The organism is Baekduia sp. (assembly GCF_035685985.1).
Classification (GTDB): domain Bacteria; phylum Actinomycetota; class Thermoleophilia; order Solirubrobacterales; family Solirubrobacteraceae; genus Baekduia.
In genome coordinates, this window is record NZ_DASRZV010000035.1 from 1 (window position 1) to 26,952 (window position 26,952).

Annotated in this window: 24 protein-coding genes and 4 tRNA genes; 11 read left to right on the forward strand and 17 right to left on the reverse strand. The window is 73.9% G+C overall.

Annotated features, from left to right (window positions below; all coding sequences use genetic code 11):
* Window positions 1-291 precede the first annotated feature (291 nt).
* Window positions 292-365: transfer RNA gene (locus tag VFG42_RS23260), tRNA-Asp, on the reverse strand.
* Window positions 366-547: 182 nt separating this feature from the next.
* Here VFG42_RS23260 and VFG42_RS23265 point away from each other — a divergent pair.
* Entirely contained in the window at window positions 548-1,888 is a 1,341-nt protein-coding gene (locus tag VFG42_RS23265) for a cytochrome P450 (RefSeq protein WP_324911219.1), read from the forward strand.
* 81 nt (window positions 1,889-1,969) lie between these two features.
* On the opposite strand, the gene VFG42_RS23270 is transcribed toward VFG42_RS23265, so the two are convergent.
* The gene (locus tag VFG42_RS23270) at window positions 1,970-4,183 is read right to left on the reverse strand and encodes a WD40/YVTN/BNR-like repeat-containing protein (protein WP_324911220.1); all 2,214 of its coding nucleotides are present in this window, start codon (window positions 4,181-4,183) and stop codon (window positions 1,970-1,972) included.
* Window positions 4,184-4,307: 124 nt separating this feature from the next.
* On the opposite strand from VFG42_RS23270, the gene VFG42_RS23275 reads away from it, so the two are divergent.
* Together VFG42_RS23275 and VFG42_RS23280 are read left to right on the forward strand one after the other, a co-directional pair.
* Window positions 4,308-7,232, forward strand: a complete 2,925-nt coding sequence (locus VFG42_RS23275) for an EAL domain-containing protein (protein WP_324911221.1) — start codon at window positions 4,308-4,310, stop codon at window positions 7,230-7,232.
* 39 nt (window positions 7,233-7,271) lie between these two features.
* Window positions 7,272-8,309: an ATP-dependent 6-phosphofructokinase gene (locus VFG42_RS23280; RefSeq protein WP_324911222.1), complete on the forward strand. Its 1,038-nt coding sequence runs from the start codon at window positions 7,272-7,274 to the stop codon at window positions 8,307-8,309.
* Between the two features lie 18 nt (window positions 8,310-8,327).
* On the opposite strand, the gene VFG42_RS23285 is transcribed toward VFG42_RS23280, so the two are convergent.
* Complete coding sequence (locus tag VFG42_RS23285) at window positions 8,328-9,458, reverse strand: aldo/keto reductase (protein WP_324911223.1); 1,131 nt, start codon at window positions 9,456-9,458, stop codon at window positions 8,328-8,330.
* A gap of 46 nt (window positions 9,459-9,504) precedes the next feature.
* Between VFG42_RS23285 and VFG42_RS23290 the strand changes: the two genes are divergently transcribed.
* Complete coding sequence (locus tag VFG42_RS23290; RefSeq protein ID WP_324911224.1) at window positions 9,505-9,999, forward strand: hypothetical protein; 495 nt, start codon at window positions 9,505-9,507, stop codon at window positions 9,997-9,999.
* A gap of 12 nt (window positions 10,000-10,011) precedes the next feature.
* On the opposite strand, the gene VFG42_RS23295 is transcribed toward VFG42_RS23290, so the two are convergent.
* On the reverse strand, window positions 10,012-10,746 hold the full coding sequence (locus VFG42_RS23295; protein WP_324911225.1) for a serine hydrolase: 735 nt from the start codon (window positions 10,744-10,746) through the stop codon (window positions 10,012-10,014).
* Window positions 10,747-10,815: 69 nt separating this feature from the next.
* On the opposite strand from VFG42_RS23295, the gene VFG42_RS23300 reads away from it, so the two are divergent.
* Entirely contained in the window at window positions 10,816-11,493 is a 678-nt protein-coding gene (locus VFG42_RS23300; RefSeq protein ID WP_324911226.1) for a class I SAM-dependent methyltransferase, read from the forward strand.
* A gap of 15 nt (window positions 11,494-11,508) precedes the next feature.
* Here the strand turns inward: VFG42_RS23300 and VFG42_RS23305 are convergent, their stop codons facing one another.
* Window positions 11,509-12,315 carry a SigB/SigF/SigG family RNA polymerase sigma factor gene (locus VFG42_RS23305; RefSeq protein ID WP_324911227.1) on the reverse strand — a complete coding sequence of 269 codons (807 nt, stop codon included), beginning with the start codon at window positions 12,313-12,315 and terminating at the stop codon, window positions 11,509-11,511.
* Between the two features lie 63 nt (window positions 12,316-12,378).
* Window positions 12,379-12,452: transfer RNA gene (locus VFG42_RS23310), tRNA-Val, on the reverse strand.
* A gap of 101 nt (window positions 12,453-12,553) precedes the next feature.
* Here VFG42_RS23310 and VFG42_RS23315 point away from each other — a divergent pair.
* Window positions 12,554-12,898: a hypothetical protein gene (locus VFG42_RS23315; protein ID WP_324911228.1), complete on the forward strand. Its 345-nt coding sequence runs from the start codon at window positions 12,554-12,556 to the stop codon at window positions 12,896-12,898.
* Between the two features lie 10 nt (window positions 12,899-12,908).
* On the opposite strand, the gene VFG42_RS23320 is transcribed toward VFG42_RS23315, so the two are convergent.
* The 3 genes from VFG42_RS23320 to VFG42_RS23330 all read right to left on the reverse strand — a co-directional run bounded on the left by VFG42_RS23320 (window position 12,909) and on the right by VFG42_RS23330 (window position 15,104).
* Entirely contained in the window at window positions 12,909-14,006 is a 1,098-nt protein-coding gene (locus tag VFG42_RS23320) for a hypothetical protein (RefSeq protein WP_324911229.1), read from the reverse strand.
* A gap of 154 nt (window positions 14,007-14,160) precedes the next feature.
* Entirely contained in the window at window positions 14,161-14,937 is a 777-nt protein-coding gene (locus VFG42_RS23325; protein ID WP_324911230.1) for a hypothetical protein, read from the reverse strand.
* Window positions 14,938-15,032: 95 nt separating this feature from the next.
* Window positions 15,033-15,104, reverse strand: a tRNA-Glu gene (locus VFG42_RS23330).
* Window positions 15,105-15,131: 27 nt separating this feature from the next.
* Here VFG42_RS23330 and VFG42_RS23335 point away from each other — a divergent pair.
* Window positions 15,132-15,205 (forward strand) — tRNA-Lys (locus VFG42_RS23335).
* Between the two features lie 5 nt (window positions 15,206-15,210).
* On the opposite strand, the gene VFG42_RS23340 is transcribed toward VFG42_RS23335, so the two are convergent.
* The 6 genes from VFG42_RS23340 to VFG42_RS23365 all read right to left on the reverse strand — a co-directional run bounded on the left by VFG42_RS23340 (window position 15,211) and on the right by VFG42_RS23365 (window position 21,750).
* Entirely contained in the window at window positions 15,211-16,425 is a 1,215-nt protein-coding gene (locus tag VFG42_RS23340; RefSeq protein ID WP_324911231.1) for a Fic family protein, read from the reverse strand.
* Window positions 16,426-16,753: 328 nt separating this feature from the next.
* Entirely contained in the window at window positions 16,754-17,554 is an 801-nt protein-coding gene (locus VFG42_RS23345) for an isocitrate lyase/phosphoenolpyruvate mutase family protein (protein WP_324911232.1), read from the reverse strand.
* A gap of 13 nt (window positions 17,555-17,567) precedes the next feature.
* Entirely contained in the window at window positions 17,568-19,208 is a 1,641-nt protein-coding gene (locus VFG42_RS23350) for a DEAD/DEAH box helicase (protein WP_324911233.1), read from the reverse strand.
* Window positions 19,209-19,283: 75 nt separating this feature from the next.
* On the reverse strand, window positions 19,284-19,667 hold the full coding sequence (locus tag VFG42_RS23355; RefSeq protein WP_324911234.1) for a RidA family protein: 384 nt from the start codon (window positions 19,665-19,667) through the stop codon (window positions 19,284-19,286).
* Window positions 19,668-19,679: 12 nt separating this feature from the next.
* Window positions 19,680-21,269: a bifunctional phosphoribosylaminoimidazolecarboxamide formyltransferase/IMP cyclohydrolase gene (purH, locus tag VFG42_RS23360; RefSeq protein ID WP_324911235.1), complete on the reverse strand. Its 1,590-nt coding sequence runs from the start codon at window positions 21,267-21,269 to the stop codon at window positions 19,680-19,682.
* A 25-nt stretch (window positions 21,270-21,294) separates the two neighbouring features.
* Window positions 21,295-21,750 (reverse strand): MarR family transcriptional regulator, encoded by a 456-nt coding sequence (locus tag VFG42_RS23365; protein ID WP_324911236.1) that lies wholly within the window; start codon window positions 21,748-21,750, stop codon window positions 21,295-21,297.
* 93 nt (window positions 21,751-21,843) lie between these two features.
* Between VFG42_RS23365 and VFG42_RS23370 the strand changes: the two genes are divergently transcribed.
* The 4 genes from VFG42_RS23370 (at window position 21,844) to VFG42_RS23385 (ending at window position 24,459) form a co-directional block, all read left to right on the forward strand.
* Window positions 21,844-22,299, forward strand: coding sequence for a nuclear transport factor 2 family protein (locus VFG42_RS23370; protein ID WP_324911237.1), 456 nt, complete (start codon window positions 21,844-21,846; stop codon window positions 22,297-22,299).
* Window positions 22,300-22,395: 96 nt separating this feature from the next.
* Entirely contained in the window at window positions 22,396-22,716 is a 321-nt protein-coding gene (locus tag VFG42_RS23375) for a hypothetical protein (protein WP_324911239.1), read from the forward strand.
* A gap of 268 nt (window positions 22,717-22,984) precedes the next feature.
* Window positions 22,985-23,845, forward strand: coding sequence for a hypothetical protein (locus VFG42_RS23380; RefSeq protein ID WP_324911240.1), 861 nt, complete (start codon window positions 22,985-22,987; stop codon window positions 23,843-23,845).
* Window positions 23,842-24,459, forward strand: a complete 618-nt coding sequence (locus tag VFG42_RS23385) for a DUF998 domain-containing protein (protein ID WP_324911241.1) — start codon at window positions 23,842-23,844, stop codon at window positions 24,457-24,459. The genes VFG42_RS23380 and VFG42_RS23385 overlap by 4 nt, the downstream gene beginning before the upstream one ends.
* On the opposite strand, the gene purN is transcribed toward VFG42_RS23385, so the two are convergent.
* Window positions 24,449-25,066: a phosphoribosylglycinamide formyltransferase gene (gene purN, locus VFG42_RS23390; protein ID WP_324911242.1), complete on the reverse strand. Its 618-nt coding sequence runs from the start codon at window positions 25,064-25,066 to the stop codon at window positions 24,449-24,451. The two genes, VFG42_RS23385 and purN, sit on opposite strands and share 11 nt — an antisense overlap.
* Window position 25,067: 1 nt before the next feature.
* Complete coding sequence (locus VFG42_RS23395; protein ID WP_324911243.1) at window positions 25,068-26,909, reverse strand: ATP-dependent DNA helicase RecQ; 1,842 nt, start codon at window positions 26,907-26,909, stop codon at window positions 25,068-25,070.
* Window positions 26,910-26,952 lie beyond the last annotated feature (43 nt).

The window sequence follows — 26,952 nt, forward strand, 5'->3', positions numbered from 1 at the left end:
CGTCGCCAAGCGCGACGAGATCGACGCTGAGCTGGACCGCCTCGCGCCCGGCCGGACGCCTGATCTGGAGAGCGCCCGCGCGGTGCTGGACGACTTCAGCCCGTTCTGGGAGAAGGAGACCGACCCGGAGCGGCGCCGCGAGCTGGTGGGACAGCTCGTCGAGCGCGTGTGGATCGACGGCGGCCGCGTCGTGGCGATCCGGCCGACCCCCGCGTTCAAGCCTTTTTTCGCGAGCGCACAGGCGAAAAAAGAAGACCTCCGCATCCTTGACGGATGCGGAGGTCGGAAAAGCGGGAGCGACGGGACTCGAACCCGCGACCTCCGGCGTGACAGGCCGGCGCTCTAACCAACTGAGCTACGCCCCCGAGCAGGTCGGGCCTCCATTATGGCAGGCGCGGCGTCGGGGCGGTCGGTCGGCGGACGAAGGGTTTGGTGAGGAGGAGATTGGCTGGTTGGCCAATCAACCGGTACGTTTCCGGGCATGGCACGCGTGGTAGGGCCGCCGTCGCTCGGGACGAGCAATCCGCTGAGGAGGATCGCCGCGGACATGCAGGCGGAGAGGGCGGCGAGCGTTCCCTTTCCCCCGGGCGACACGAAGTTCTCGATGGCGCGGACGTTCGGCTTCACGCGCGAACCGCTGACCCTGCTGCTCGCCGCCTACGAGAAGTACGGCCCGGTGTTCACGCAGCGCGTGTTCCACCAGAACATCATCTTCGTGCTGGGCCCGGAGGCCAACCACCACCTGTTGGTCTCCAATGCCAAGAACTACTCGTGGCGACACGGGCACTACGGCGACCTCACGCCGCTGCTCGGCGACGGGATGCTCGCGATCGACGGCGCGTTCCACCGCCTGCAGCGCAAGGCCATGCTCCCGATGTTCCACCGCGAGCGCATCGCCCGGTCCCAGCTCCTCATGGAGCAGGAGGTCGACGACGCGCTCGCCACGTGGCAGGACGGCACGCGCGTCGACCTGTACCACTGGACCCGCGAGCTGGCCCTGCGGATCGCGATGCGCGCGCTGTTCGGCATCGACCCCGAGACGGCCCGCGGCCGCGGCGACGCCGCGCAGGAGTTCGAGAACGCGCTCTCGTTCTGGTCCAAGGACTACGTCTTCCAGATCATGCGCGGGCCGGGGACGCCGTGGGCGAGGATGCGCGCGGCCGCCAAGCGGCTCGACGCCATCATCTACGGCGAGATCGCCGACCGCCGCGCGCGCGGCGAGCACGGCGACGACCTGCTCGGCCTGCTCCTCGACGCCCAGGACGGCGACGGCCTGGAGCTGAAGGACCGCCACATCCGCGACGAGGTGATGACGCTCCTCTTCGCCGGCCACGACACGACGACCTCGACGGTCGCGTTCCTCTTCTACGAGCTGTCGCGCCACCCGGCCTACGCCAACGGAGACGACTTCAACCTCACCGCCGCGCTGGACGAGACGCTGCGCATGTACCCGCCCGCGTGGATCGGGCCGCGCCGCTCGATCGAGCCCGCCACGATCGCCGGCGTCGAGATCCCCGGCGGCGTCCCGGTCGAGTACTCCTCGTGGGTCTCGCACCACCTCCCGGACGTCTGGGAGGACCCCTTCACGTTCAACCCCGACCGGTTCGTCGGCGCGGCACGCGACGCGATCCCCAAGGGCGCCTACGTCCCCTTCGGCGGCGGCTCCCGCACCTGCATCGGCATGCGCTTCGGCCAGGCCGAGATCGGCGTCATCGCCACCAAGATCCTCAGCCGCTTCCGCCTCGAGGTCGACCCCGGCTACGTCCTGAGCGTCCGCCAGATGCCGACGATCGGCCCCCGCGACGGCCTCCCCGTCACCGTCCGCGCCGCGCCGCCCGCGGCCAACCTGGGCGACGGCGACGTCTCCCGCGAGCCGCTGGCCGCCTGAACGAGCAGAGCCGGGGCGATCACCGGGCGCTTCCGCGCCCGGCGCACCCCGGCAAGCACGCTCACCGTCCCCTTTCCACGCCTACTTCCGCTTCCCCTTCCCCACGGTCACCGTCAGGACGGCCGAGCCGTCCCCGCGCGACCGGAAGTTGCCCTGCCACTGGGCGACGAACTGGTTGGCGCCGCGCACCACGTTCCACGACGAGGTGAACGACCCGTTCGCGCTCACCGTCACCGTCTGCGACGACCACCGCGTCGCGCCCGGCCGCCGGTAGCCGACCGTCACGCGCTCGTTGCCCGACGCCGGCGCCAGCTTGCCGGTCACGACGATGTGCGCGGGCTTGGGCAGCTTGGTCCTCGCCGCCCTGATCGTCAGCTCGCTCGCCGGCCCCGCGTCCCCGCCGGTCGTGGACGCCAAGAGCGCCTGCTGCCCGCCGAGCAGGTAGTCGGTCCCCGCGCCGGCCGCGACGCCGCCGTCCGGGATCACCTCCGACTCCACGAACTGCGGATGCCAGGTCGCGCCGCCGTCGTCGGTGCGCAGCAGGAAGCCGGTGGGCGTCGTCACGTCGCCGAACCGCGAGATCACCAGGTAGCCGTCGCGCGCGTTGGAGAACGACATCCCGCGGGCGCCGTCGGTGCCGACGCCCGGCCGCTCCGTCCACGCCCGGCCGCCGTCGGTCGTGCGCCAGACGCGGCCGGAGCCGTCCAGCAGGAACCCGGTCCTGGCGTTGACGAAGTCCACCTTGCGCACGCCGATCCGGTTGACCTTCCGGCGCTTGCCCTTGACCGTCACCGTCTTGTACCGGCCGGGCTTGAGCACCGTCCGCCACGTCTTGCCGCCGTCCGACGACAGGATCACGTCCTGCGGGCCCCAGGCGACGATCGCGTCGCCCGCGCGGTCGACGTCGGACAACGGCGTCCGGGCCACCGCGTCGCCGCGGACCGCGTCGAACGACCCGCCGCCGTCGACCGACCGTCGCACGCCCGTCGGCCCGATCACCAACACCACGGACTTCGACGGCGCGTACACCGCGTTGGGCCGCGCGGTCGAGCCGGTGTCGAGCGTCTTCCACGACTGCCCGCCGTCGTCGGTGGTGAACACGCCGCCCGCGACGTCCAGCGCGTAGCCGTCGTCGGCGGTCGGGAACGAGACGTCGAGGACGTCCTGCGACGTCGCGACGTTGCCGCGCGTCCACGTCTGGCCGCCGTCGACCGTGCGGCCGAGCACGCCGTCGGGGCCGGGCGCGAACGCCGTGCCCGCCACGCGCCCCGCGCGCACGCGCGAGAACCGGCCGATCAGCCGCCCGCCGATCGGCGTGAAGTTCGCGCCCGCGTCGTCGGACGCGGTCGTCGACCCCTGCCGGCCGGCCGCGACCAGCCGCGTCGCCGACGCGAACGCCGCCGCGAAGAGCGGGTCGGTCGACGGCGCGGGGAAGGTGAAGGTCTTGCCGCCGTCGGTCGTCACGATGATCTGCGTGCCGGCCCTCGTCGTCATGACGCACGCGTCCTCGGTCGCGCAGTGGATGCCGGTGAGGTCCTGCGGCGCCGGGCCGCCGACGCCCTGCGGCGTCCACGTCGCGCCGCCGTCGGCCGTCTTCATGAACAACGACTGGTCGCCGACCGCGTAGCCGACCTGCGCGCTGACGAACGCGATGCCGCGCACCGCCCGACCGGTCTCGCTGACCGGCTTCCACGAGTTCGCGCCGTCGGTCGTCTCGTACATCTTGCCGTCGTCGGTGGCGACGAAGCCCGTGGTGGTCGACGTGAACGCGGCGTCGGTCGGCACCGCCCCGCCGCCCGCCGCCCTCGTGCCCGGGACCGCGATCTTCGCCGCGAAGCGCGTGCCGCCGTCCGGGGTCTGGAAGACCTGGCCGCCGCTCTCGAAGACGTAGCCGAAGTTCTGGTCGAGGAACGCCAGCGCCGCCAGCGTCGAGTCCTGCGGGCACGCCGACTCGACGTTGGTGAACGCGATCCGCGAGAACGTCCGGCCGCCGTCGATCGACCGCCGCGCCACGCAGCCGCCGCCCGCGAACAGGGTCGACGCGTCCAGCACCTGCAGCTCGGTCAGGTTCGAGAACGTGCCGGCCGGCAGGCCGGTCCAGGTCGCGCCGGCGTCGGTCGTCTCCAGCAGCGTCCCGAAGTCGCCGACCGCGTAGCCGGTCGCACCGCTGAAGGCCATCGCGCGGAGCGTGTTGCCCTGTGGCAGCGGGTTGCCCCACGACCAGCCGGAGGATCCGACCTGCACGTTGGCCGACGCCGCCGCGGGCAGCGCGACGGCCGCCAGACCGGCCGCCACGGCCCTGATCGTTCTCGTCTTGACGTTCATGTGCGCCCAGAACGAGACCCGCTTCGGAAAGTTACGCGCTCATCAGACCTCAAGTCGGATGCCGGCCGGGCCGACCCAGGGACAAGGCCCCTCGATGCCTCTGCACCACGCCCCCACGACCGACGACGCGTGGTCGAGCCTGCTCGGCCCGGCCGCCGACGCCACCACCGAAGGCCTGGCCGTCATCGACGCGTCGGCCACGATCCGCGCGTCCAACCGCGCCGCGCGGCTGATCGCGGGCGTCCACACACCGGAGCGCGACCGCCTCGCCGGCCGCGGGCCGCACGACGCCTCGTTCCTGCCGCGCCACGCCGACGGCCGTCCGATGACCGCCGAGGAGCAGCCCGGCGGGCGCGCGATCGCCACCGGCCGACCGGTCCGCGACGAGCAGCTCCTGGTCCGCCGCCACGACGGCACCGACCAGTGGTTGCGCGTCAACGCCGTCCCGCTGCTGGCCGACGGCGAGGACGTGCCCTACGGCGCGGTCGTCTCGTTCACCGACATCACGAGCTTCGTCGAGGCGCGCGCCCAGCTGGAGGCGCGCGAGCGCGAGCTGGCGCTGCTGGCCACCCACGCCGGCGACCTGATCGCCCGCCACGACCCGACCGGCAAGATCGTCTACGCCGCCGGCGGCGCCGAGGCCCTGCTCGGCTTCCCGGCCGCCCACCTCATCGGCTTCTGGGCCGCCGACGTCTGCCACCCCGACGACGCGCCCGCCGTCCAGCGGGCCCACGAGCACGCGCGCCGCGGGATCTCGAGCACCGTCCAGTACCGCATCACCAACGTCCGCGACGGCCGCGAGATGTGGCTGGAGTCGACGGTCTCCCCGATCCTCGACGTCGACGGCGGCTTCGTCGAGGCCGTCACCACCACCCGCGACATCACCGCGCGCAAGGCCGACGAGCACCGCCTGCGCGAGGCCGAGGAGCGCGCCCGCGCCGCCGCCGAGGACGCCCGCCGCCAGCAGGCGCTGCTCGAAGAGGCGCAGAACATGGCCCAGCTGGGCAGCTGGTCGGGTGACCTGATCACCGGCGAGCAGTGGTGGAGCCCCGCGATGTACCGCCTGCTCGGCGTGCCCGAGGACCAGCCGATCCGTGTCAAGGACCACGGGCGGCTGATCCACCAGGAGGACCGCCAGGCCGTGCGCGACGCGCTCGCCCGAGCCGCGGTCGACGGCGAGCCGTTCGACGTCACCTACCGCCTGATCCGCACCGACGGCGAGGAGCGGATCATGCACGGCCGCGGCGCGCCCGCCGAGCGCCTCGAGGACGGCAGCGTCCGCCGCGTGTGGGGCACGACCCAGGACATCACCGACCGCCATCGCCTGGAGTCCGGACGCCGCGAGGCCGAGGCCCGCCTGCGCGCCGCGTTCGAGCACGCGCCGATCGGCGTCTGCGTCGTCTCGCTGCACGGCGCGGACACCGGCCGGTGGCTGACCGTCAACCCGGCGCTGGCCGCGATGCTCGGCTTCTCGCAGGAGGCGCTGCTGGCCCAGCGCATCGCCGCGGTCGTCCACCCCGACGAGCTGGAGGCCGGGCGCGCCCGGATCGCCGCGCTGCGCCGCGGCACCGAGGAGCGCCTGAGCACCGAGTGCCGGATGGTCGACGCCGACGGCAAGGTCGTGTGGACGCTGCTGACCGTCGCCGCCGTGCCCGACGCCGACGGCCGGCCCGCCTACGCGATCGCGCAGATCGTCGACATCACCGAGCGCAAGCGCTTCGAGGGCCAGCTCCAGCACCTGGCCGACCACGACGCGCTGACCGGCCTCTTCAACCGGCGCCGCTTCGAGGAGGAGCTGGATCGCGCGCTGGCCGCCGCCGAGCGCTACGGCCGCCGCGGCGCGGTGCTCGTCCTCGACCTCGACGGGTTCAAGTACGTCAACGACACGCTCGGCCATCCGGTCGGCGACGAGCTGATCGCCCGCCTGGCCGCGACGCTGCGCGCCGAGCTGCGCGAGACCGACGTGATCGCGCGCCTGGGCGGCGACGAGTTCGGCGTGATCCTGCCGGAGGCCACCGACGACGAGGCCGGCGCGGTGGCGGCCAAGCTGCTGCGCGCGGTCGCCCGGGACGGCGTCGTCGCGGACTCCACGCGCCAGGCGCGGGTGACCGCGTCGATCGGCATGGCGCCCTTCGACGGCGCCGACGGCCTGTCGCCCGAGGAGCTGCTGGTCGAGGCCGACATCGCGATGTACGACGCCAAGGAGGCCGGCCGCAACCAGGCGGCGCGCGCGACGCGCGAGCAGGCCGGGCCCGGCCGCCACGTGTCGCGGCTGTCGTGGCTGGAGCGGATCCGCTCCGCGCTGGCCGAGGACCGCTTCGAGCTGCACGCCCAGCCGATCGTCGCGCTGGGCGAGGGCGACGACGACCCGGCCTTCGAGCTGTTGCTGCGGATGCGGTCGGACTCCGGCGAGCTGGTGCCGCCCGCGACGTTCCTGCCGATCGCCGAGCGCTTCGACCTGATCGGAGCGATCGACCGCTGGGTCGTCGCCCGCGCGGTCGCGCTCGTGCGCGCGCATCCGGTGACGCTGTCGGTGAACCTCAGCGGCCGGACCATGGGCGACGCGGACTTCGCGCGCTGGCTGGAGGAGCTGCTGACCGCCACGCCGGTGCCGCCCGGCCGGCTGATCGTCGAGATCACCGAGACGGCGGCGATCGTCAACCTGGAGCGCGCCCGCGCGCTGGCCGACGCGCTGCGCCGCCTCGGCTGCCGCCTGGCGCTGGACGACTTCGGCGCGGGCTTCGCGTCGTTCGCCTACCTCAAGCACCTGCGCTTCGACGTGCTGAAGATCGACGGCGAGTTCGTCCGCGGACTGCGCGACAACCCCACCGATCGCCTCGTCGTCGAGGCCGTCGTGCAGATCGCGCGCGGGCTCGGGACGCCGTCGCTGGCCGAGTTCGTGGGCGACGACGACACGCTCGACGCGGTCCGCGCGCTGGGCGTCGACTACGCGCAGGGGTTCCACCTCGGACGTCCGGTGCCGGTGGACGAGGCGCTGGCCGCGGTCGTGGCGCGATAGCCCGATCGGGGGCTTGCCGGCGCTCGTAGTCTCTGGCTCATGGCCAGGATCGGAGTGCTGACGGGCGGGGGCGACTGCCCCGGGTTGAACGCGGTCATCCGCGCCGTGGTGCGCAAGGGGCTGCAGGACGGGCATACGCTGGTGGGCTACCGCTACGGCTGGGCCGGCGTGCTGGAGGGCGACGGCGACGAGCTGACCGTGCAGCGCACGGCGGGCATCCTGCCGCGCGGCGGGACCATCTTGGGGTCCTCGCGAACCAACCCCTTCAAGAAGGACGGCCTCGGCGTCGACGGCGTCCGCGCGGGGATGGAGCGGTTCGGCGTGGACGTGCTCGTGCCGATCGGCGGCGAGGACACGCTGGGCGTCGCGGCCCGGCTGGCCGAGGCGGGCGTCCCGGTCGTCGGCGTGCCCAAGACCATCGACAACGACCTCAAGGGCACCGACTACACGTTCGGCTTCCAGACGGCGGTGCAGATCGCGACCGAGGCGGTCGACCGGCTGCACACGACGGCCGAGTCGCACAACCGCGTGATGGTGCTGGAGGTCATGGGCCGCCACGCCGGCTTCATCGCCGCGCACGCGGGCATGGCCGGCGGCGGCGACGTCATCCTCGTGCCCGAGCGGCCGTTCGACATCGAGGAGGTCTGCGACCACATCCGCCGGCGCCACGACACCGGCCGGACGTTCTCGATCGTCGTCGTGAGCGAGGGCGCGACGCCGCGCGAGGGCACGCTGTCGACGACCGGCGCCGAAGGCAAGTTGGATGCCTTCGGCCACGCGCGCCTGGGCGGGATCGCGGTGACGCTGGAGCGCGAGATCGAGGAGCGGACCGGCTACGAGACGCGGATGACGATCCTCGGCCACGTCCAGCGCGGCGGGACCCCGACGGCGTTCGACCGCGTGCTGGCGACGCGCTTCGGCGTGGCGGCGGCCGAGGCGGTCACCGCCGGCGACCACGGCAAGATGGTGGCCTTGCGCGGGACCGACATCGTGACGGTCCCGATCAGCGAGGCCCTGGGCGAGCCGAAGACCTTGGACGACAAGTTCTTCCAGGACGCCGCGGTGTTCTTCGGCTAGCGCCGGGGGCGCCCCGCGCTAGGCGAGCTGCAGGTCGCCGGGCGCGATGTCCCAGCGGGCGCCGATCGCCTCCAGGTCGGCGTCCAGCGTCCAGCGGTCGGGCAGCGACTCGCCCTCGTGGTCGGGGACGCCGCCCTTGAGCGCCATGCAGCGCGTGTTGTCGCCGATGGCGCGGATCTCGGCGACCTCGTCGTCGCTCAGGAGGATCTCCGACGGCAGCGACGCCAGCTCCTCGCGCTGGGCCTCGACGGTCTTGGCGCCGTCCCACGCCTCCTGGATGAGCGTGGGGACGACCGACGCGACCGCGTCGTGGGCGAGGTTCCACTGCGCGGCGAGCTGCAGCGTCGTCAGCCCGTGGCGCTCGGCGATCGGGCGCAGCGCGTCGAGGCGCTCGACGCCACGGTCGATCCAGCCCGCGGGCCGGAACCCACGGTGGTCGCGCTCGCCCATCGGGAGGCCGGGACGCAGGTCGTCGTGGAAGATCCCGCCGTAGTCGACGACGCGCGTCAGGACCTTCACGTCGTGCGCGGCGGCGGCTGGCAGCGCCAGCTCGCCCGGCCACGGCTCGAACGGGTTGAGGATCAACATCGCCCAGTCGATCTGGTCTCCGAAGCGCTCGAAGCAGTCGATGACGTCGAGCGTGAAGCCGTTGGCGGGCCCGGGGGCAACGCCGAGCAGGCGCGTGAGGCCGGCGTCGCGCAGCGCGGCCATGCCCTCCCAGACCGCCTCGTGCGTGTAGCCCGTGCGGTCCGGGTTGTGCAACATCAACAGGTCGAAGCGGTCGGCGCCGATGCGCCGCAGCGACCGCTCGGCCGCCTCGCGCAGGTAGCTGCCGTACTCCGACGGGCCGCGCAGGGCCGGGTCGGTGAAGCGCGGGAAGCCCTTCGCGCCCTGCCGCTCGCCGTTGTAGAAGTCGTGGCCGACCGCGCCGACCAGGCTGTAGGCGTCGCGGTCCAGGCCCGTCAGCGCGCGGCCGAGGAGCGTGTCGGCCTCGCCGGTCCCGTAGACGTCGGCGGTGACCACGGTGCGGACGCGATCGTCCGGGCGGATGAGCGCGAGGTAGCGCTCGTCGTCGAGCGCCTCGCCGAAGTGCATGAAGCGGCCGCCCGACCAGGTGCCGAGCGCGGTGTGCGTGGGATCCAGGGCCATCGCCTCGAAGGGTACGCCGCGCGCCCGAACCTGGGAGGATCGCGCCATGCGCCGCGCGGTCCCGATGCTGTTCGCCTTGGTCGCGCTGGTGGCCGCCGGCGCCGCGGGGTGCGGCGGCAGCGGCAGCGGCAAGCCGTCGGGCACGACGTCGAGCAAGGCCGACTACGTCACGCGCGTCCAGGAGGCCAGCGGACGCGTGCAGCAGGCGCTGGCCGAGATCTCCGACCAGGGCGCCGGCACGGTGACCGCGGCGTCCTACGGCAAGGCGCTGGACCGGAGCGTCGCGGCGCTGGACCGAGCGGTCAAGGAGCTCGACGCGATCCCGCCGCCGCGGGGCGCGAAGTCCGCGCACGACCTGCTGGTCGCGGGCTGCCGCGAGCTGGCCGACGCGTTCCGGGCGACGGCGCGGGCCGCGCACGAGAACGACCCGTCCGCGCTGGCCAAGGCGCTGCGACGGGTCTCGACCGGCGACGGGGCCAAGAAGATCGGCGTGGCGTCGGCGCAGCTGAAGGCCCTGGGCCTGGCGATCGCCCAGCGGTAGCCCGACGCGCGCTCAGCAGACGTCGGCGCGGCCGTCCAGCCCGCGCAGGAGGCGGCGCGCGACGCCCTCCAGCGTGGCCTTGCCGTAGGCGTGCGTGCCCTGCGCGGTCGTGAGGATCGCGAGGCCGACGCGCTGGTCGCCGTTGGTCAGCAGCGCCACCTGATGGTCGACGGCGCCGCGGCCCGAGCCCCAGCCGCCCTTGAAGTGCAGCGTCCAGCCGCGCGGGACGACCCGCGCGACGCCCCAGCGCTGCGACGGCACGATCGTGCGCAGCAGCTCCAGGCCGTAGCGGCGGTGGCGCGGCGGCAGACGGCGGTCGAGGTGCAGCCAGAAGCGGGCCTGGTCGCGGGCGGTGACGCGGCTGTCGCCCCAGGGGTCGACGCGCACGCGAAACGCCCGCATCCCCCAGCCCCGCGCGTCGCGCTGGAGGCGGCCCGCGCCGACGACCCTGAAGACCCTGGACGCCGCCAGGTCGTCCGAGCGGCGGATCATCGGGCTCAGCAGCGCCTTCTGCGCGGGCCCCAGCGGGCGGTCGCGGACGCTCCCGCGCCGCAGGTAGGCGACCAACATCATCGCCTTGAGCACCGACGCCGACGGCACCGCCGCGTCCTGCCGCCTTCCCCACGCCCCGCACTCGGTCCGGACCGCGAACGACACCTGACCGCGGCGCGTGCGCGCGTAGGCCCGCGCGTCGGCGACCGCGGGGGTCCAGGCGAGCGCGGCGGAGGTGGCGAGCGTGGCGAGCATCGGTTGCGGGCGATGATGCCCGCTGGGCCCCGTTGCCATCCTGTTCGTTATCACGTACATTTGTATGTCATGAGCAACGCGCCCGCCACCTTCGACGCGCACGCCGCGGACTACGACGCCCCGCGCCGTCGCCTGATCCCGCCGTTCGACGCCTTCTACGGCACCGCCGTCGACGCGCTGTCGCTGCTCGGCCGGCCGCCGCGGCGGGTGCTCGACCTCGGCGCCGGGACCGGGATGCTGGCCGCGCGCGTGGCGGCGCGGTACCCCGAGGCCGAGCTGGTGCTGACCGACGGCGCGCCCGCGATGCTCGAGCAGGCACGCGCGGCGCTGGGCGGCCGCGCCGAGATCGTCGTCGCCGACCTGGCCGACCCGCTGCCGGAGGGCGAGTTCGACGCGGTCGTCAGCGCGCTGGCGATCCACCACCTCTTCGACGAGGACAAGCGCGCGCTGTTCGCGCGGGTGCGCGCGGCGCTGCCGCCGATGGGCGTCTTCGTCAACGCCGAGCAGGTCGCCGGCCCGCACCCGTGCTTCGACCGCCGCTACCGCGAGTGGCACGAGGCGGCCGCGCGCCGGGCGGGCTCCGACGACGCCGAGTGGGCGGGCGCGGAGGAGCGCATGGCGCACGACCGCTGCGCCGACGTCGAGTCCCAGCTGCGGTGGCTGCGCGAGGCGGGCTTCGACGCCGCCGACTGCCTGTTCAAGGACCACCGCTTCGCGGTCCTCCTCGGGCGGCGCGCGGGCGCGTAGCCACGCGTCGCCGCGCTACGCGTCGTCCGACGCGCGCGCCGCCGCGCGCAGCTTGTCGACCGCCTGGCGCAGGACGCGCGAGACGTGCATCTGGCTCAGCCCGACGATCGCCCCGATCTCGGACTGGGTCAGGTCCTCGTCGAAGCGCAGGCGGACGATCTCGCGCTCGCGCGCGGTCAGGCACCGGGTCAGGGCGCCCAGGGTCGCGCGGGCCTCGGCGGTGGCGTAGCCGCCGTCGTCGGCGCCCAGCCGCGAGCCGAGGTCCAGCTCGTCGTCGTCGGAGCCGCGCACCGGTGCCGACAGCGACGCCGACAGCCGCGCGCTCAGCGCCTCGCGGGCCTCCAGGACCGCCTCGGGCTCCAGGCCGGTGCGCTGGGCGACGTCGTCGATGGTCGGCACGTGGCCGAGCTCGCGCGCCAGCGTCTCGGTCGCCCGCTCGACGGCCAGCGCCTGCTCCTGGAGATCCCGCGGCGGGCGCACCGCCCACGACCGGTCGCGGAAGTGGCGACGCAGCTCGCCCGACATCGTCGGCAGCGCGTAGGAGGAGAACGCGGCGCCGCGCACGGGGTCGTAGCGGTCGAGCGCCTTGAGCAGGCCGACGCTCGCCACTTGGACGAGATCGTCGAACGGCTCGGAGCCGTGGCGGTACTGGGCCGCGGCGTATCGGGCCAACGGCAGATAGCGGTGGACCAGCTGCTCGCGCAGCTGAGGATCTCGAGTTCGGGCGTACCGGCGCAGCATCATCGCGTCCCGTTGGCCGCCCGTGGTGTTCGGCCGCGAGTCCTCTCTGGTCGCCGGCAGCGCCGGAGCGCTGGCGGTCATGATGATGGCAATCTCTCCGAACCCGCCGGACCGCAAACGGTCGATCTGCGGACACGCCGGAAGTGGGCGGTCTCGGACTTGAACCGAGGACCCCTCGCTTGTAAGGCGAGTGCTCTGGCCAGCTGAGCTAACCGCCCGGGCGCCCACAGGCTACGGGGTTCTTCGTGCGATGAGCGGAGAACCGCGGCCCTCCTCGCGCGTGTGAAGCCCCAGAGGCCGGGGTAGTCCGCTTGGCACGATGCTCGACCAGCGCCAAGCCAAGCGGGATGTGTTCGTGCTCGACGGGACCTTCGGGCTCGTCGGCCGGCTCGACGGGATCCACATCGATCCCGATGGCGAGGCCTGGGGCACGGTGCACTGCGGCACGTTCGGCGCGCGCACCAGGCTGGTTCCGCTACGTGGCGCCCAGTGGTGGTCGGGCTACCTGCGGATCGCCTGCTCACGCCATCAGGTCCGGACCGCGCCCGAGGCGGGCGACGACGTCCTGCTGGCCGGCGACGACGCCGACGCGCTGCGCGAGCACTACGCGACGACGGCCCTCGAGGACGAGGCCGAGCCGCGCTTCTTCCGACCGGATTTCTAGGCCGCGTCGTTTACTGAGCCGACGAGGGGATCGCCGCCGAGGCGGCGGTCGCGGTCTGCTGCGCGCCACTCGCGCCGCTGTCCGACGCGGGCGCGGCCGGCGCCGGGTCGGCCGGCGGTGCCGGATCGGCGGGGGCCGGGGCGCTCGGAGTCGTCTCGGCGGGCGGCGCCGGGTCGGCGGGCGCGGGCTCGCTGGGCGTCGGCTCCGACGGCGCCGGGCTGCCGGTCGAAGGCTCGCTCGGCGGTGACGGATCGGCGGGCGCCGGCGGCGACGGCGCGGGCTCGCTCGGCGGTGACGGGTTGGCGGGAGCGGACTCGGCCGACACCGGGGGCTGACCGCCGGAGGCGGACTCCGGCCCGCCGTCGCCCGGCTTGGGCGCGTTGTCGGTGGCGGAGTTGACCGGCGCGCGGTCGGCGGGGGGCGTGGCGTCGGCGGCCCGCGGCTCGGCGCCGCTGGTCGGCGTCGTCGGGGTCGACGGGGTCGACGCGAAGATCGAGGAGCCGCCCGTCGCCGGGGCGGTCGCGGGCGCGCCGGTGCCCGTGCCCGTGCTCGCACCCGTGCCGCCGGCGCCGGTGCCGCCGCCCGCGGGCGCGGTGCCGCCACCGCTGGGCGTGGACCCACCGGGGCCGTAGCCCGTCAGCGGCGCCGCGCCGGGTGTCGAGGTCGGCGCGCCGGAGATGCCGGGGCCGGTGATCGTCACCGTCGGGCCGCGGTCGCCGCCGCCGGAGGCGGGCGCGCGGCGCGCGCCGGGGCGACCGCCCTGCGGGACGGCCGTCAGCGTCGGCGCGACCGTCGTGCCGCCCGGGGCCAGCGCGAGCGTCCCGCCGCTCGGGCCGAGGCCGAGCGCGGTCAGCAGCGCGCGGTCGGGCAGCGCGCGTCCGCCGGCCCGCGCCGACGTCGCGGCGTCGGCCGGGCCGAGCGCGCCGCCGTTGGACGACAGCGGCAGGCCGTGCGGGATCGCGATCTCGGGGCCCTGGTCGGTGTCGTGCGCGCCGGGCCACGCGGTGAAGCTCAGGATCTGGTCGCGCAGCAGCACGGAGCCCGAGGCGACCGCCGCGCACGCGGCAAGCGCTCCGATGGCCAGCGGCGCCTGACGGTGCAGGAGCATCGCTAGACCGTCCTCCTCATCCCTGCGAAGGCGGCATCCACGTTGTCCCCATCGGCAGATCGTCGCCCTCCCTCAAGTGGGGGAGGGGTAGACGGTCCGGAGAATGACCGCATTTTGCGCCTTTTCGTCGCGGACCGGAAAGCAGTCCTAAGCATCACGGGGTGTCGAACGCGACGTACTGGAACGTGGTGCGTGGCGGGTCGATCGTGCTGGGGCCGTCGGACCCGATCCGACAGGCCACGATCCGGATCGTGTTGTTGGCCCCCGGGTTGGCGGTGACGATGATCGGATCCGGCCACCCGGACGTGCTCGGGGAGATCGAGACGACGTCGTCGGCGATCTGGTTGTTGGCGCTGCCGTTGGACGGCGTCGGCGCGAACGCCGAGACCTGGCAGGTGTTCGGCGCGAACTCCGTGAAGTCGACGGTGACCGTGCCGTAGAAGTCGCCGAGATCCTGCGTCTGCAGGCTGCCGTCGGCGATCGCGCCCCCGCCGATCGCGCCGGTGGCGACCTTCGACGCCGTGACCGCGCCCGCGGCCAGCTGCGACGGACCGACCGCGCCGTCGGTCAGCTTGGTCGCGTCGACCGACGCGGGCGCCAGCTTGGACGCGCCGACCGCGCCGTCGCCCAGCTTGGTGCCGTCGACCGCCTTGTCCGCGATCGCCTGCCCGCCCACCGCGCCGTCGCGGAGCTGGTTGGCCCCGACCGAGTCGGCCGGCGTCGTGCGCAGGTAGTCGCGCGCGCTCTTGGACAGGTCCTGGCGGCCGATCGTGCCGTTGCGGATCTGGCGGTGGGTGATCGAGTTGGGCTTGATCGACGCGCCGTTGACGAACCGGGCCGCCGTGGCGGGCCCGTCCAGCGCGACGAAGAGGGCGATGAGGGCGACGACCATCGGTGCCGACGGACGCAGCCCCTTGAGGCGATGCGGCATGACCGGCCGAACTCTGCCATGCGCGACGGCGCAAACACGCCGCTCGACGGACGTTCTAGTCCCCGGCACGCCGCACCGGACGGCTGAGCAATCAGTACCCCCAAGGGGAATCGAACCCCTGCTTCGAGCGTGAAAGGCTCGCGTGCTAACCGCTACACCATGGGGGCGTGCCGTTTCCAGTCTAGGCTGACAGGGCCCTCGTAGCTCAATTGGTAGAGCGCGCGCCTTTTAAGCGCTGAGGTTGTGGGTTCGAGCCCCACCGGGGGCATTGGGTCATTCCAGGTGCGACAGGCGCCACTCCAGCTCCGAGAGGAGACGGATCAGGTCCGGTGCCTCGAAGCCGCGATTGCGCTTGCCGATCGTCGTCTGCACGAGGACCCCGGCGGCGACCAGCCGCGCGATCGCCTCGTTGATCGCCTGGACGCTGCGGCCGGTCAGCTCCGCCGCGCTGCGCACGGTGAGGACCGGCGCGCCGGGCAGCGCGTCGACCAGCCGCGCGACCGCCGAGCCGGCGCGCACCGGGGCCAGCTCGGCCCGCCAGCGCGCCTGCAGCTCGGCCACGCGGCGCTCGTGCTCCATCGCGTCGGACACGGCCTGCGTCGTCGCGGCCGCGAACGTCGCGACCCAGGCGTCGAGCCCGCGGTCCACGGCCCGCGGGTCGGCGTCGCGCGTGCCCATCAGGCCGTTGACGTAGTCCCGCGAGCGCGCGGCCAGCACCAGCGAGACCGGCGGGACGACGGACGGCGCCAGGCCGCGGCGGCGGAGGATCACGTGGATGAGCGCGCGGCCCGTGCGGCCGTTGCCGTCGACGAACGGGTGGATCGTCTCGAACTGCGCATGGGCGATCGCCGCCTGCACCAGCGGCGGCAGGAGGTCGTCGTTGCAGAACGCGCAGAGGTCGGCGAGCAGCTCCGGGACCCGCTCGGGCGGCGGCGGGACGAACGCGGCCGCGCACGGGTTGTAGGAGTTGCCGCCGATCCAGTTCTGCTCCTCGCGCACCCGTCCGCCGTGCGCCTCCAACGCCGTCCCGGCGACCAGGCGTCGATGGATCTCCAGCAGATGCGCGACCTCGATCGCCTCCCCCGCGTCGAGCGCCGCGACCGCCCAGCGCATCGCCTCGACGTTGTTGAGGATCTCGACGGCGGTGACGTCGCCCGGCTCGTGGCCGACCCCCAGCGCAAGCTGCGCCTTGAAGAGACGCCGGCCACCGACCTGTAGGCCTTCGATGTGCGACGAGGCCACCGCCTCGGCACGCAGCAGCAGCCGCGCCGCGGCCTCGGAGTCGACCAGCGTGGTCGCCTCGAGGTTCAGGCGCGCGACCGCGCGCTCGGCGTCGGAGACGTCGGCGATCGTCTCGCCGGCGAAGACGAGGTCGCGCCCGACCAGCGGATCGGGGACGTAGGCCTCGTAGTCGCACCCGCGCAGCTCCCGGCGGGGCAGGCCGGAGGTGGCGGCCGGCAGCCATCGGAGCTTGATCAGCTCGGGCACCTATTCAAGGTTAGACCAAAAGCTTGAATATGACCAGAGCTTGTTCCAGGTCCTCGGCGGCGCGCCGCTCCGGCCGCCAACACGAGCCCAACCAGCTCCTTACCCAATCGTTAGACGGCCCTCAGGGCGTCTTTGGGTTCGGGGCGCATCATCCTCAGCGCGGACACCGAAGACGTCGGTTCCTTGGACCGGCCGGCGCCTTCTCACCATCTCCGCAGACAAGAGAGCAAGTGCAGTTCCTCCCCACCTCACCGGCGGGGCGTCGCGAGGACGCTCCGCCGGGTAGGCGGGACCTACTCCTCCTGATGGACCTCCTATGGGACGCGCGTCAGGCGGCCGGCGGGCGGTAGTTCAGCTCGTCGGCCGGGACGCCGCCCGCGAGCAGATCCGAGGCGGTCCGCGCCAGCGCGGCCAGCGCGACGCCCATCGGCCCCGGCCCGAACGACACGCGCGCCACGCCGAGGTCCTGCAGCTCCGACACCGACGGCGCGCCCGGGCGCGCCAGCACCGAGACCGGCGCGTCGATGCCGTCGACCAGCGCCTTGATCGTCGCGGCGTCCGTGACGCCCGGCACGAAGACGCAGTCCGCGCCGGCCCGGGCGTAGGCCTGGCCGCGCAGGATCGCGGCCTCGGGATCGTCGATCCCGCGCAGGTAGGTGTCGGTGCGCGCGTTGATGACGATCGGGACGCCCGCCGCGTCGGCCGCCGCGCGCGCCGCGGCCACCCGCGCCGCCGCGTCCTGCGCGTCGCGCAGCTGCTCGCCGCCCGGGACGCCGTCCTCCAGGTTGCAGCCGACCGCGCCGGCGGCGATCGCCCGCGCGATCGTCTCGCCGACCTCGTCCGGCGTCGCGCCGTAGCCGCCCTCGAGGTCCGCGGTCACCGGCAGCGCCACGGCGTCCGCGACGCGGCGCACCGCGTCCAGCATCGCCTCGCGCCCGATCGCCTCGCCGTCGTCCAGGCCGTGGGCCGCGGCGATCGCCCACGAGGCCGTCGCGATCGCCCGGCAGCCGGGCACCGAGGCGACCGTCCGCGCGCTCGCGGCGTCCCAGACGTTGACGAGGACCAGGATCGCGGGGTCGAGGTGCAGCCGGCGCAGCTCCTCGGCCCGGTCAGCAGCGGCGGCGGGCACGCCCGGAACCGTACTACCGCCCGGCGGTGACCTTGCCCGCCAGCGCGTCGAGCAGCAGCGAGCACGACCGCTCCAGCTGCTCGATCGTCGCGTCCTCGACGCGCGTGACGCCGATCTCCTGGTTCAGCCAGGCGTTGATCTGGTTGTGCGGGCGGCGCTCCCGGCGGCCGAGGTCGGCGACCAGGCGGTGGCGCTTGTCGCGCAGGATGTCGCGGCGCTCGAAGGCCGAGAGCCGCGACTCCGGCGCGGGCGGGGCGCCGCCATCGGCGTCCGGCACCGCCGGCGCGAAGTCCGCCACGATCGCGGGCACCGGCGCGACCGGCGTCACCGCCGGCGCCCCGCCGAACAGCGACATCTGCGACGTCGGCGACACGTCGGCGCTCAGCGCGACGAACTCCACCGCCTCGGACTTCTCGGTCTCGCGCCGCGGCTCGCGCTCCTCGAACAGCTCCTCGTCGGACTCGCGCCGGCGCAGCAGCGGGGCCAACTCGTTGTCGACGTCGGACGCGTGGCGCCGCAGGATCGGGTCGGCCGGCAGGTAGAGCCACGACATCTCCGCGGGGCGGCCGACGATCGTCCGGACGAAGCGGCCGACGACCTGGCGGAAGATCAGCGGCGTCTTGGCGGCGCTGGCGTACACGCCGACGCGCAGGCGCGGGATGTCGACGCCCTCGGACACCATGTTGACCGCGACGATCCACTCGTCCCTGCTGTCGGTGAAGGCCTGGAGCTTCTTGTGCGCGCCCGCCTCGGTGTGCAGGACGACCGTGGGCGACTTCCCCGTGATGTCCTTCAGCAGCTTGGCGATCTTGCGCGCGTGGTCGGAGTCGGCGGCGACGACCAGGCCGCCCGCGTCGCGGTGCCCGGCCCCGCGCGCCTCCTGGAGCTTGGCGTGCGCGGCGCCGAGGATGCGCGGTAACCCGTCGGCCAGCTCGGCGGAGATCGCGGTCCGGTAGCGGCGCGAGGCCTCGCGGGTCGACAGCACCGTGTCGAACCCGGCCTCGATGACGTCGTCGCCGGAGCGCCACTGCAGCGTCCCGTCGTAGGGGATGAACGTCACCGGACGGCAGATCCCGTCGCGGACGGCGTCGGCGTAGGTGTAGGCGATGTCGGAGATCGCGATGCCCTCGGCGTCGTAGCGCACGCCCGGGATCGGCGAGGCGTCGGAGCGGAACGGCGTCCCGGACAGCAGCAGCCAGCGCGCGGCGTTGCGGAAGGCCAGCGCGAAGCCCTCGCCCCACGCCAGCTCCTCGCCGAGGTGGTGGGCCTCGTCGGCGACGACCAGCGTCCGGCCCGTGCACTGCGCGCCCCACTTGGCGGCGACCATCGCGACCTTCGCGTAGGTGACCGCGACGCCGTGGAAGTCGCGCGGCGGCACGAGCTCGTTGGAGTCCGGCTGGAGGTGCAGGCCGAGCTTGCCGGCCGCCAGCGCCCACTGGCGCGTCAGCGGCGTCGTCGGGCAGACGACCACGACCCGGTCGACGAGCTTGGCTCGCAGCATCCGGTTGGCGATCTCGATGGACGGGCGGGTCTTCCCCGCGCCCGGCGCCGCAGAGATCAGGAAGGGCCCCGACTCCCATGTGCTCATCGCCTCGAGCGCGGAGGCCTGCCACGCCCGCAATCCGTGTCGGGCGATGGACTTCGTGGCGCTCACGCGGCGCCGAAGGTTGCGCGATGGTTCGGACGGAAAACGAAGTCCCTGCTCGGAGCGGAAATCGGCGCGCGCGTCCTATTCGACGTACGCGTCGGCCTCGACCTCGACCAACATCCTGGGGTCGATGAAGCCGCTGACCTCGCACATCGCGGTGACCGGCCGGACGTCCCCGAAGACCGCCCCGTGGGCGCGGCCGATCTCGTCGGCGCGCGAGATGTCGGTGGTGAACATCCGGGTGCGGACGACGTCCTTCGCGCTCGCCCCGACGCGCTCCAGCGCGCTCAGGACCGCCGCCAGCGCGATCTCCATCTGCTCGCCCGGCGTGTCGCCGTGGACCATGCCGTGCTCGTCGACCGACGTGCAGCCGGCGACCCACACGTGCGGGCCGGAGCGGACCACGCGCGAGTAGCCGACGACGCCCTCGTAGGGGCCGGGCGGGTCGGAGCCGAGCCGGTCCATGCCGATCCGCGCCTAGTGCCGGAAGTGCCGGCGCTTGGTGAAGACCATCGCCACGCCCGCCTCCTGGGCGGCGGCGACGACCTCGTCGTCGCGCACCGAGCCACCGGGCTGGACGATCGCGGTGACCCCGGCCTCGACGGCCAGCCGCGGGCCGTCGGCGAACGGGAAGAACGCGTCGGAGGCCAGCACGGCGCCCTTCAGCGTCTCGGCCCGCGACTTCTCGACGCTCAGCCGCACGGAGTCCACGCGCGACATCTGCCCGGCGCCGATGCCGAGCGTCGCGAGGTCGCGCGCGATGACGATGGCGTTGGACTTGACGTGGCGCGCGATGCGCCAGGCGAACAGCAGGTCGGCCCACTCCTGCTCGGACGGGCGGCGGTCGGTGACGACCTCCATGTCGTCGCGCTCGTCGCGGGACGTGTCGCGGTCCTGGACGAGCAGGCCGCCGGTGACCTGGCGGATCTCCGGCTCGCCGAGCGCCGGGAGGCGCCGCTCCTGGTCCTCCAGGACGCGGATGTTGACCTTCTGCGTGAGGACCGCGAGCGCGTCGTCGTCGTAGCCGGGGGCGATCAACACCTCGATGAACTGCTGGTGCAGCCGCTCGGCGGTGGCCTTGTCGACCTGGCGGTTGAGCGCGATGACGCCGCCGTAGGCGGCGACCGGGTCGCACGCGAACGCGTTGGCGTAGGCCTCCTCGACGGACGCGCCCAGCGCGACCCCGCACGGGTTGTTGTGCTTGACGATCGCGCACGCCGGGACCTCGAAGTCGCGCACCATCGCGCGGGCGCTGTCGAGGTCCAAGATGTTGTTGTAGGAGATCTGCTTGCCGTGGTGCTGCTTGACCTGGCTGAGCACGTTCATCCGCGTGCCGACCTGCGAGTAGTAGGCGGCGCGCTGGTGCGGGTTCTCGCCGTAGGGCAGGTCGACGACCTTCTCGTAGGCGCGGATGAACAGCGGCGGGAAGTCCTCCGACTTCTCGGCGAACCAGCGGGCGATCGCGGTGTCGTAGCGCGCGGTGTAGGCGAAGGCCTCGGCGGCGAGCGACTCGCGCGTGGGCATCGAGAGCGTGCCGCCGGAGTCGCGCAGCTCCTCGAGCACGGCGTCGTAGGCCTCCGGCTTGACGACGACCGCGGCGTAGGCGTGGTTCTTGGCCGCCGCGCGCAGCATCGTCGGGCCGCCGATGTCGATGTTCTCGATCACCTCGGCCTCGCCGACCCCGCGCTTGGCCGCCGTGCGCTCGAAGGGGTACAGGTTGACGCAGATCAGGTCCACGAACTCGATGTCGTTGGCCTCGGCCTGCTGGAGGTGGGCCTCGTTCTCGCGGACGGCGAGCAGGCCCGCGTAGAGCTTGGGATGGAGCGTCTTGACGCGCCCGTCCATGATCTCCGGGAAGCCGGTGAAGTCGTCGATCGGGCGGACGTCGAGCCCGGCCTCGGCGAGCGCCGCCGCGGTCCCGCCCGTCGAGACGATCTCGACGCCGAGCTCGGCGAGCCCGCGCGCGAAGTCGACGATCCCCCGCTTGTCGGAGACCGACAGGAGAGCGCGCTGGATGCGGACGGCGCCGGGCGCGGTGGGCGCCTCGGGCGAGGTCTCGGAGGCCATGCCACAGATGCTATTGGAAGCCGTTTCAGCCGCCGGGGTCGGCGTGGTGCTCCACGACCCGCGTGAGCAGGGCGACGAGCTGCTTTCGCTCAGCGGCCGAAAGCGGAGCGAGCAGGTCGTCCTGGGCGGCCTGGACGCGGGCGTCGAGGCGCGCGAGCGTCGCGCGCCCCTTGGGGGTGAGCGCGACGACGTTGCGCCGCCGGTCCTCGGGGTCGCGGGTGCGCGCGACGAGCCTGTCGCCTTCGAGGTCGCCGACGATCGCGTGCAGGTCGCTGCGGTCGAGCCCCAGCCGCCGGCCGATCGCCGCCTGGCTCAGCGGGCCGGCCTCGTCGAGCGTCGCGAGGACCGAGAAGTGCTTGCGGCGCACGCCGGCCTGGCCGAGGCGCTCGCCGGTCAGCCGAGAGGCCTGCAGCGCGGCGCGCGAGACCAGCCAGGACGGGAGCGCCCAGAGGCGCCGCGGGGCGTCGCGCTCGTTCTCCATGAGGGCCGGAGCGTACATCGTTGGCGGCGCCAACGTTCTCGTGCTACCGTTGGGATCACCAACGTTGTAGTAACCAACGAAAGGCGCAGGACCATGACCTCCATCTCCCCCACCCCGACCGACGAGCTCGCGGCGCTGCGCGCCGAGGTGCGCGCGTCGGCCGACCACGCCGAGCTGACCGACCTCGTCGGGCGCCTGGCCCGCTGGCTGGACGGCCTGACCGCCGAGGATCCCGCGACGCTGTTCGCGCCCGACATCCGCGCGACGACGCCCGGCGGCACGGCCGAGGGCCGCGACGCCGTCGTCGCCCAGGCGCGGCGCAACCACGACCTGCCGACGCACCACCTGATGGGCAGCGTCGTCGTCGAGGTCGACGGCGACCACGCGCGGATCGGCGCCCACATGACCGGCCACTTCGTCCGCTCCGAGGGCACCGCGCCCGGGCCGACCGAGCTGGGTGCCCACTACGACCTGCGCGCCGCCCGCGGCGACGACGGCCGCTGGCGGCTGACCGCGCTGGAGACCGCGACGGTCTGGCGCGTCGAGTAGGCGCCGCGCCGAGCGGACCTCTCGCCCGCCCGCGATGCCTCCCAGGCGCGACCTTTCGCGCGAGTGCGATGCGGCGCGGGCGGGAAGTCCGAAGGCATGAGCGAGACCGGACCGACCGCGGACCCCGCCGCCAGCCTCGAGCGCGAGGCCGACCGCCTGGAGCACCATCTCGACCAGCTCGACGACCACATCCACCACGCGCAGAAGGCCGCCGAGGCCCGCCGCATGGAGGCGACGCCGGACGCGGCCGGCGACTGGAAGGAGACCCGCGGCGCGCCCGGCCAGGGCGAGGACCCCGAAGGCGCCGTCGGCGACCACGGCGCCGGCGCGGGCGCGACCCGCGCGGACGCGCCCGACGACCGCTCCGACCCCATCGGCAGCCGCATCCCCGGCGAACCCGGCGGCGGCGACGACTGAAGGCTTCGCTGGGCCGCTCGTCGCGCTTGGGACGGGGTGGCGGCGGGCGGCCCGCGGAACGCGCCGGGCCACGGGCCCGGCGCGGTACCGCGGCCGCTGGTCCGGGCACACGACGAAGAATTCGTGCGCGATCAGCCGGATTCGAGAATAATCCTCCGCCGTGGAGCAGCAGGCGGCCGTTCCGACCCAGGCTTTCCTCTTGGCGATTGCCGCGTCGCTTGCCTCCTTGCTCTGCGGTCCTCGGTCCGGCCTGCCCAACACGATCATCTTGATCCTCGGACTCTCCGTGTGCGTCGGGCTGGCGATGGCCTACCACGTCCGATCGCGTGGCCGGGAGAAGAGCACCGATCGGCGCGCGGGCGACCGACGAGCGAGATGGTCTCTCGCCCTCGGGTTCGGCATCCCCCTGGTCGTCAGCGTCCTGCGGTGGGCGACGCCCAGCTTCGACGACGGGATCGACTCCGCCGCCGCGGCGTTCACCGCGGGCACGGTGACCGTGGGGGTCGGCATGATGTTGGTTTCGAGCATGGTCGACTGGTACTACGTGCTCCCGACCGCCCTGGGACGGTTCGGACGACCGATCTGGGCGCTGGACGACAGCAAGCTCGCCGGCCAACGCCGTGTCGCCCAGGTGTGGGTCTTCCACCGCGGGCTGTGCGAGCTTGTCGTCCTCGTCTCCCTCTCGCTCTTCCTGGCGATCGTCATCGTCGCCGTCGGCAACTCGTTCTCGGGGGACAAGACGCTGCCGACCGCGTTCGAGGCGCTGGGCGGCACGGGCATCGCGTTCGCGGCCGTCCAGTACCTGGCACCGCGGCTCAACGGCGCGCTCGATTTCGTGCTCGCCGCGCCGATCGGACTCGGCGCATGGGTGCGGTGGGAGGATGCGCGCGGCCGCGAGCGCTCGGGACTGGTCGTCGACGTCTCGATCCGACCCGGGCTCAAGGTCGTGGCGCAGGACGGCCTGACGCGATACTTCGTGCCGCTGCCCGAGGTGAGGACGCTGTCGGCCGTCCACCCGCCGAACACGCCGGACCAGCGCGCGGCGATCGTCGAGCGGCACTTCGGGCAGAAGCCGCCGCAGCCGGAGACGGCGACCGCCGTGGTCGGCCCACCTCAACCTCAGGAATGAGGCCCGGCGTCGCGCCGACCGCGGTCCGCGGTCTGCTGTGCGGATTCGTCGCCTGCGTCGCGGTGGCGCAGATCGCGGAACCCGAGCGTGGGCCGCTGCGGCATCAGCTGTCGGAGCTCGTCCACGGCAACGCCGGGTGGGTGATGGATGTCGGTCTGGCCTGCTGGGCGATCGCGCTGGGCCTTGCCGCGACGACCGTCCTAGCCCACCCGGCGAGATCCGACCGGGCGATCGCACCGGGTGTCGCCGTGCTCGTTGGCGTCGCCGCCATCGGCGTGGTGGTGCTGGCGCTCTTCCCGACGCAGACGGTCGCGGGCGAGCTACCGCGCGGTGTGGCACGGACGACGTCGGGCCGCCTGCATGACCTGGGCTCAGGGCTCGTGACCGCCGCGCTCGCCGCCGCCGCGATCGCGAGCGGCACGGCGGCCCGCCGCGCCGATCGGCGGTTCGCCATGTGGGTGGCGGTCCTTCTTGGCGTCGCCGCCCTGGCGACGGTCATCGGCCTGCTGATCGGGCCGTCGGTTGGCGGTGTGCGACAGCGCGCCGTCGTTGCCTGCGCGTTGGCGTGGCTGTGGCTGCTGGTCGGCGGGGTACGCCGTGCCGCTAGTCCGTGATCCGGATCCGGCGTGGGTTGGCCGGATCGCGCTGGAGGCGCCCGGCGGCGATGAGGCGCACGGCCTCGGGGAGCAGCGTGTGCTCGAGCGGCCGCATGGCGGCCAGGACGGCGGCGGCGTCCTCGTCCTGGGGCAGCTCGATCGCGCGCTGGAGGATGATCGCGCCGGTGTCGACGCCCTCGTCGACGAAGTGGACGGTCACGCCGACGACCTTGGCGCCGTGGTCGATGGCCTGCTGGACGGCGGCCAGGCCGGGGAAGGCCGGAAGCAGCGACGGGTGGACGTTGATGATGCGGTCGCGGAAGCGGGCGATGAACGGCTCGCCGAGGATCGCCATGTAGCCGGCCAACACCACCAACTCGACGCCCTGGGCCTCCAGCCAGTCGGCGATCGCGAGGTCGCGGGTCGCGCGATCCGGGTAGGCGCCGCGCGGGAAGACGCTCGCCGGGACGTCCGCGCGCCCCGCGCGCTCCAGCGCGCCCGCGTCCGGCTGGTCGGACGCCACCGCCACGATCTTGGCCTCGTAGCCGTGGACGTGGTCGAGCAGGGCCTGGAGGTTGGTCCCGCCCCCGGAGGCCAGGACGCCGACGCGCAGCTGTCGCTCCATCTCAGGCGGCCTCGAACGACAGCGACGACTGCCCGTCGGGATCGGCGGGCGGCGGCGCCTGGGCCGTGGCCTTCAGCGTCGGGCGGGCGCCGCCGGTCGACGCCAGCAGGCCCTCCTCGATCATCGCGTCGATGCGGTCCACGACGCGCTTGGCGCTCAGGTGCGCGTAGGTCCCGTACTCGGGCAGCTCGTCCCAGGCGTTGCGGACGATCGCCTTCGCCTGCCCGCCGCGCAGCACCTCGGCCACGCGCGTGCGCCCGATCGACGGCTTGGCCGTGCGGACGACCGCGAGGATCGCGGCGTCCATCGTCTCGTGGCGCGCGGTGCCCGACCGGCTCGACCCGCCGCGCGCCGCGCCGGCGGCGCCGGCCAGCGCGCGCGACGGCGCCGCCGGGATCAGCGACGGATCGCAGACGTCGCAGCACGCGACCTCGGGCGCCGGCGCCGCCGGGTCCCCGAAGTGGCGCAGGATCGTCTGCCGCCGGCACGCGTCGCCCTCGACGAACGCCCAGACCGCGCGGTACTGGCGCCACCGCGCGCGGCCGCCCTCGGCCGCCGACGCGCGCGCGAGCGCCTGCGTGCGCCCGTCCCACGTCCCGACCACCCGGCCGCGCACGCGGTCCATCGGCGACGGCGCCGGCTGCACGACGCCCGCCCGCGCGAGGTGCCCGACGATCGCGCGCACGCGCTCGGGCTCATCGTCCAGGTAGGAGACCGCGACATCGAAGCGGCCGTCGACGGCCGCGCCCAGAAGCCGCCCGGCGACCTGGTCGAGGACCCCGTCGCTGACCTCGGCGCGCTGGATGAAGAACACGTGCAGCGACTTGTCGCGCTTCTCGGCGAACAGCAGCGCGCGCCCCGGAGCGCCGTCGCGCCCCGCGCGCCCGGCCTCCTGGTAGTAGGCCTCGATCGACGGCGGCACGACCTCGTGGGCGACCGTCCGCACGTCGGCCTTGTCGACGCCCATGCCGAACGCGTTGGTCGCCACGACGACCTCGACGTCGCCGCCCATGAACCGGCGCTGCACGTCGGCGCGCTCGGCCCGGCCGAGGCCCGCGTGGTAGGACAGCACCTCGATCTCCAGCTCCACGCCCAGCCGCTGCGCCAGCGCGTCGCACGCCTTGCGCGTGCCCGCGTAGACGATCGCCGGGCGCGCGCCGTCCTCGCGCAGCGCGGCGGCGATCCGTGCGTGCTTGTCGGCGGTCGTCGCGCACGGGACGACCGAGAACGACAGGTTGGGCCGGTCGAAGCCCGTGGTGACCACCGTCGGCTGTCGCAGGCCCAACCGCGCGACGATGTCGCGCGCGACCTGCGGCGTGGCGGTCGCCGTCGAGGCGACCAGCGCCTGGGCGCCCAGCCACCGCGCCGCGTCGGCCAGCCGGAAGTAGTCGGGGCGGAAGTCGTGGCCCCACTGCGAGACGCAGTGCGCCTCGTCGACCACGAACAGCCCGATCGGCACGGTCCGGATCGCCTCCAGGAACCCCGGCGACGAGAACCGCTCGGGCGCGACGTACAGGAGCTTCAGCGAGCCCGCGCGCGCCCGCGCGAGGACGTCGGCGTTGGACGCCGCGTCCTGCTGGGAGTTGATGACGCCCGCCGCGCCCGGCGCACGGCGCTCCAGCGCCTCGACCTGGTCCTGCATCAGCGAGACCAGCGGCGAGACGACGATCGTGAGGTCGTCGCGCATCAGCGCGGGCAGCTGGTAGCAGAGCGACTTGCCCGCGCCCGTGGGCATGACCACCAGCACGTCGCGCCCCTCGACGGCGGCCGTGACCGCGGCCTCCTGGCCGGGGCGGAAGTCGGCGAAGCCGAAGTGCTGGTGGAGGGCGGCGCGCGGATCCATGCGGGCGTCGGACCATAGCGACGGCTCCGGAGGCAATCGTTCG

Excerpts from the sequence above, each read along its gene's own strand:
- VFG42_RS23275 (WP_324911221.1), top strand. The coding sequence starts at position 4,308 with ATGCCTCTGCACCACGCCCCCACGACCGACGACGCGTGGTCGAGCCTG.
- VFG42_RS23265 (WP_324911219.1), top strand. The coding sequence starts at position 548 with ATGCAGGCGGAGAGGGCGGCGAGCGTTCCCTTTCCCCCGGGCGACACG.
- VFG42_RS23305 (WP_324911227.1), bottom strand. The coding sequence starts at position 12,315 with ATGACCGCCAGCGCTCCGGCGCTGCCGGCGACCAGAGAGGACTCGCGG.
- VFG42_RS23290 (WP_324911224.1), top strand. The coding sequence starts at position 9,505 with ATGCGCCGCGCGGTCCCGATGCTGTTCGCCTTGGTCGCGCTGGTGGCC.
- VFG42_RS23315 (WP_324911228.1), top strand. The coding sequence starts at position 12,554 with ATGCTCGACCAGCGCCAAGCCAAGCGGGATGTGTTCGTGCTCGACGGG.
- VFG42_RS23375 (WP_324911239.1), top strand. The coding sequence starts at position 22,396 with ATGAGCGAGACCGGACCGACCGCGGACCCCGCCGCCAGCCTCGAGCGC.
- VFG42_RS23325 (WP_324911230.1), bottom strand. The coding sequence starts at position 14,937 with ATGCCGCATCGCCTCAAGGGGCTGCGTCCGTCGGCACCGATGGTCGTC.
- VFG42_RS23285 (WP_324911223.1), bottom strand. The coding sequence starts at position 9,458 with ATGGCCCTGGATCCCACGCACACCGCGCTCGGCACCTGGTCGGGCGGC.
- VFG42_RS23300 (WP_324911226.1), top strand. The coding sequence starts at position 10,816 with ATGAGCAACGCGCCCGCCACCTTCGACGCGCACGCCGCGGACTACGAC.
- VFG42_RS23280 (WP_324911222.1), top strand. The coding sequence starts at position 7,272 with ATGGCCAGGATCGGAGTGCTGACGGGCGGGGGCGACTGCCCCGGGTTG.
- VFG42_RS23395 (WP_324911243.1), bottom strand. The coding sequence starts at position 26,909 with ATGGATCCGCGCGCCGCCCTCCACCAGCACTTCGGCTTCGCCGACTTC.
- purN (WP_324911242.1), bottom strand. The coding sequence starts at position 25,066 with ATGGAGCGACAGCTGCGCGTCGGCGTCCTGGCCTCCGGGGGCGGGACC.
- VFG42_RS23385 (WP_324911241.1), top strand. The coding sequence starts at position 23,842 with ATGAGGCCCGGCGTCGCGCCGACCGCGGTCCGCGGTCTGCTGTGCGGA.
- VFG42_RS23295 (WP_324911225.1), bottom strand. The coding sequence starts at position 10,746 with ATGCTCGCCACGCTCGCCACCTCCGCCGCGCTCGCCTGGACCCCCGCG.
- VFG42_RS23355 (WP_324911234.1), bottom strand. The coding sequence starts at position 19,667 with ATGGACCGGCTCGGCTCCGACCCGCCCGGCCCCTACGAGGGCGTCGTC.
- purH (WP_324911235.1), bottom strand. The coding sequence starts at position 21,269 with ATGGCCTCCGAGACCTCGCCCGAGGCGCCCACCGCGCCCGGCGCCGTC.
- VFG42_RS23370 (WP_324911237.1), top strand. The coding sequence starts at position 21,844 with ATGACCTCCATCTCCCCCACCCCGACCGACGAGCTCGCGGCGCTGCGC.
- VFG42_RS23365 (WP_324911236.1), bottom strand. The coding sequence starts at position 21,750 with ATGGAGAACGAGCGCGACGCCCCGCGGCGCCTCTGGGCGCTCCCGTCC.
- VFG42_RS23320 (WP_324911229.1), bottom strand. The coding sequence starts at position 14,006 with ATGCTCCTGCACCGTCAGGCGCCGCTGGCCATCGGAGCGCTTGCCGCG.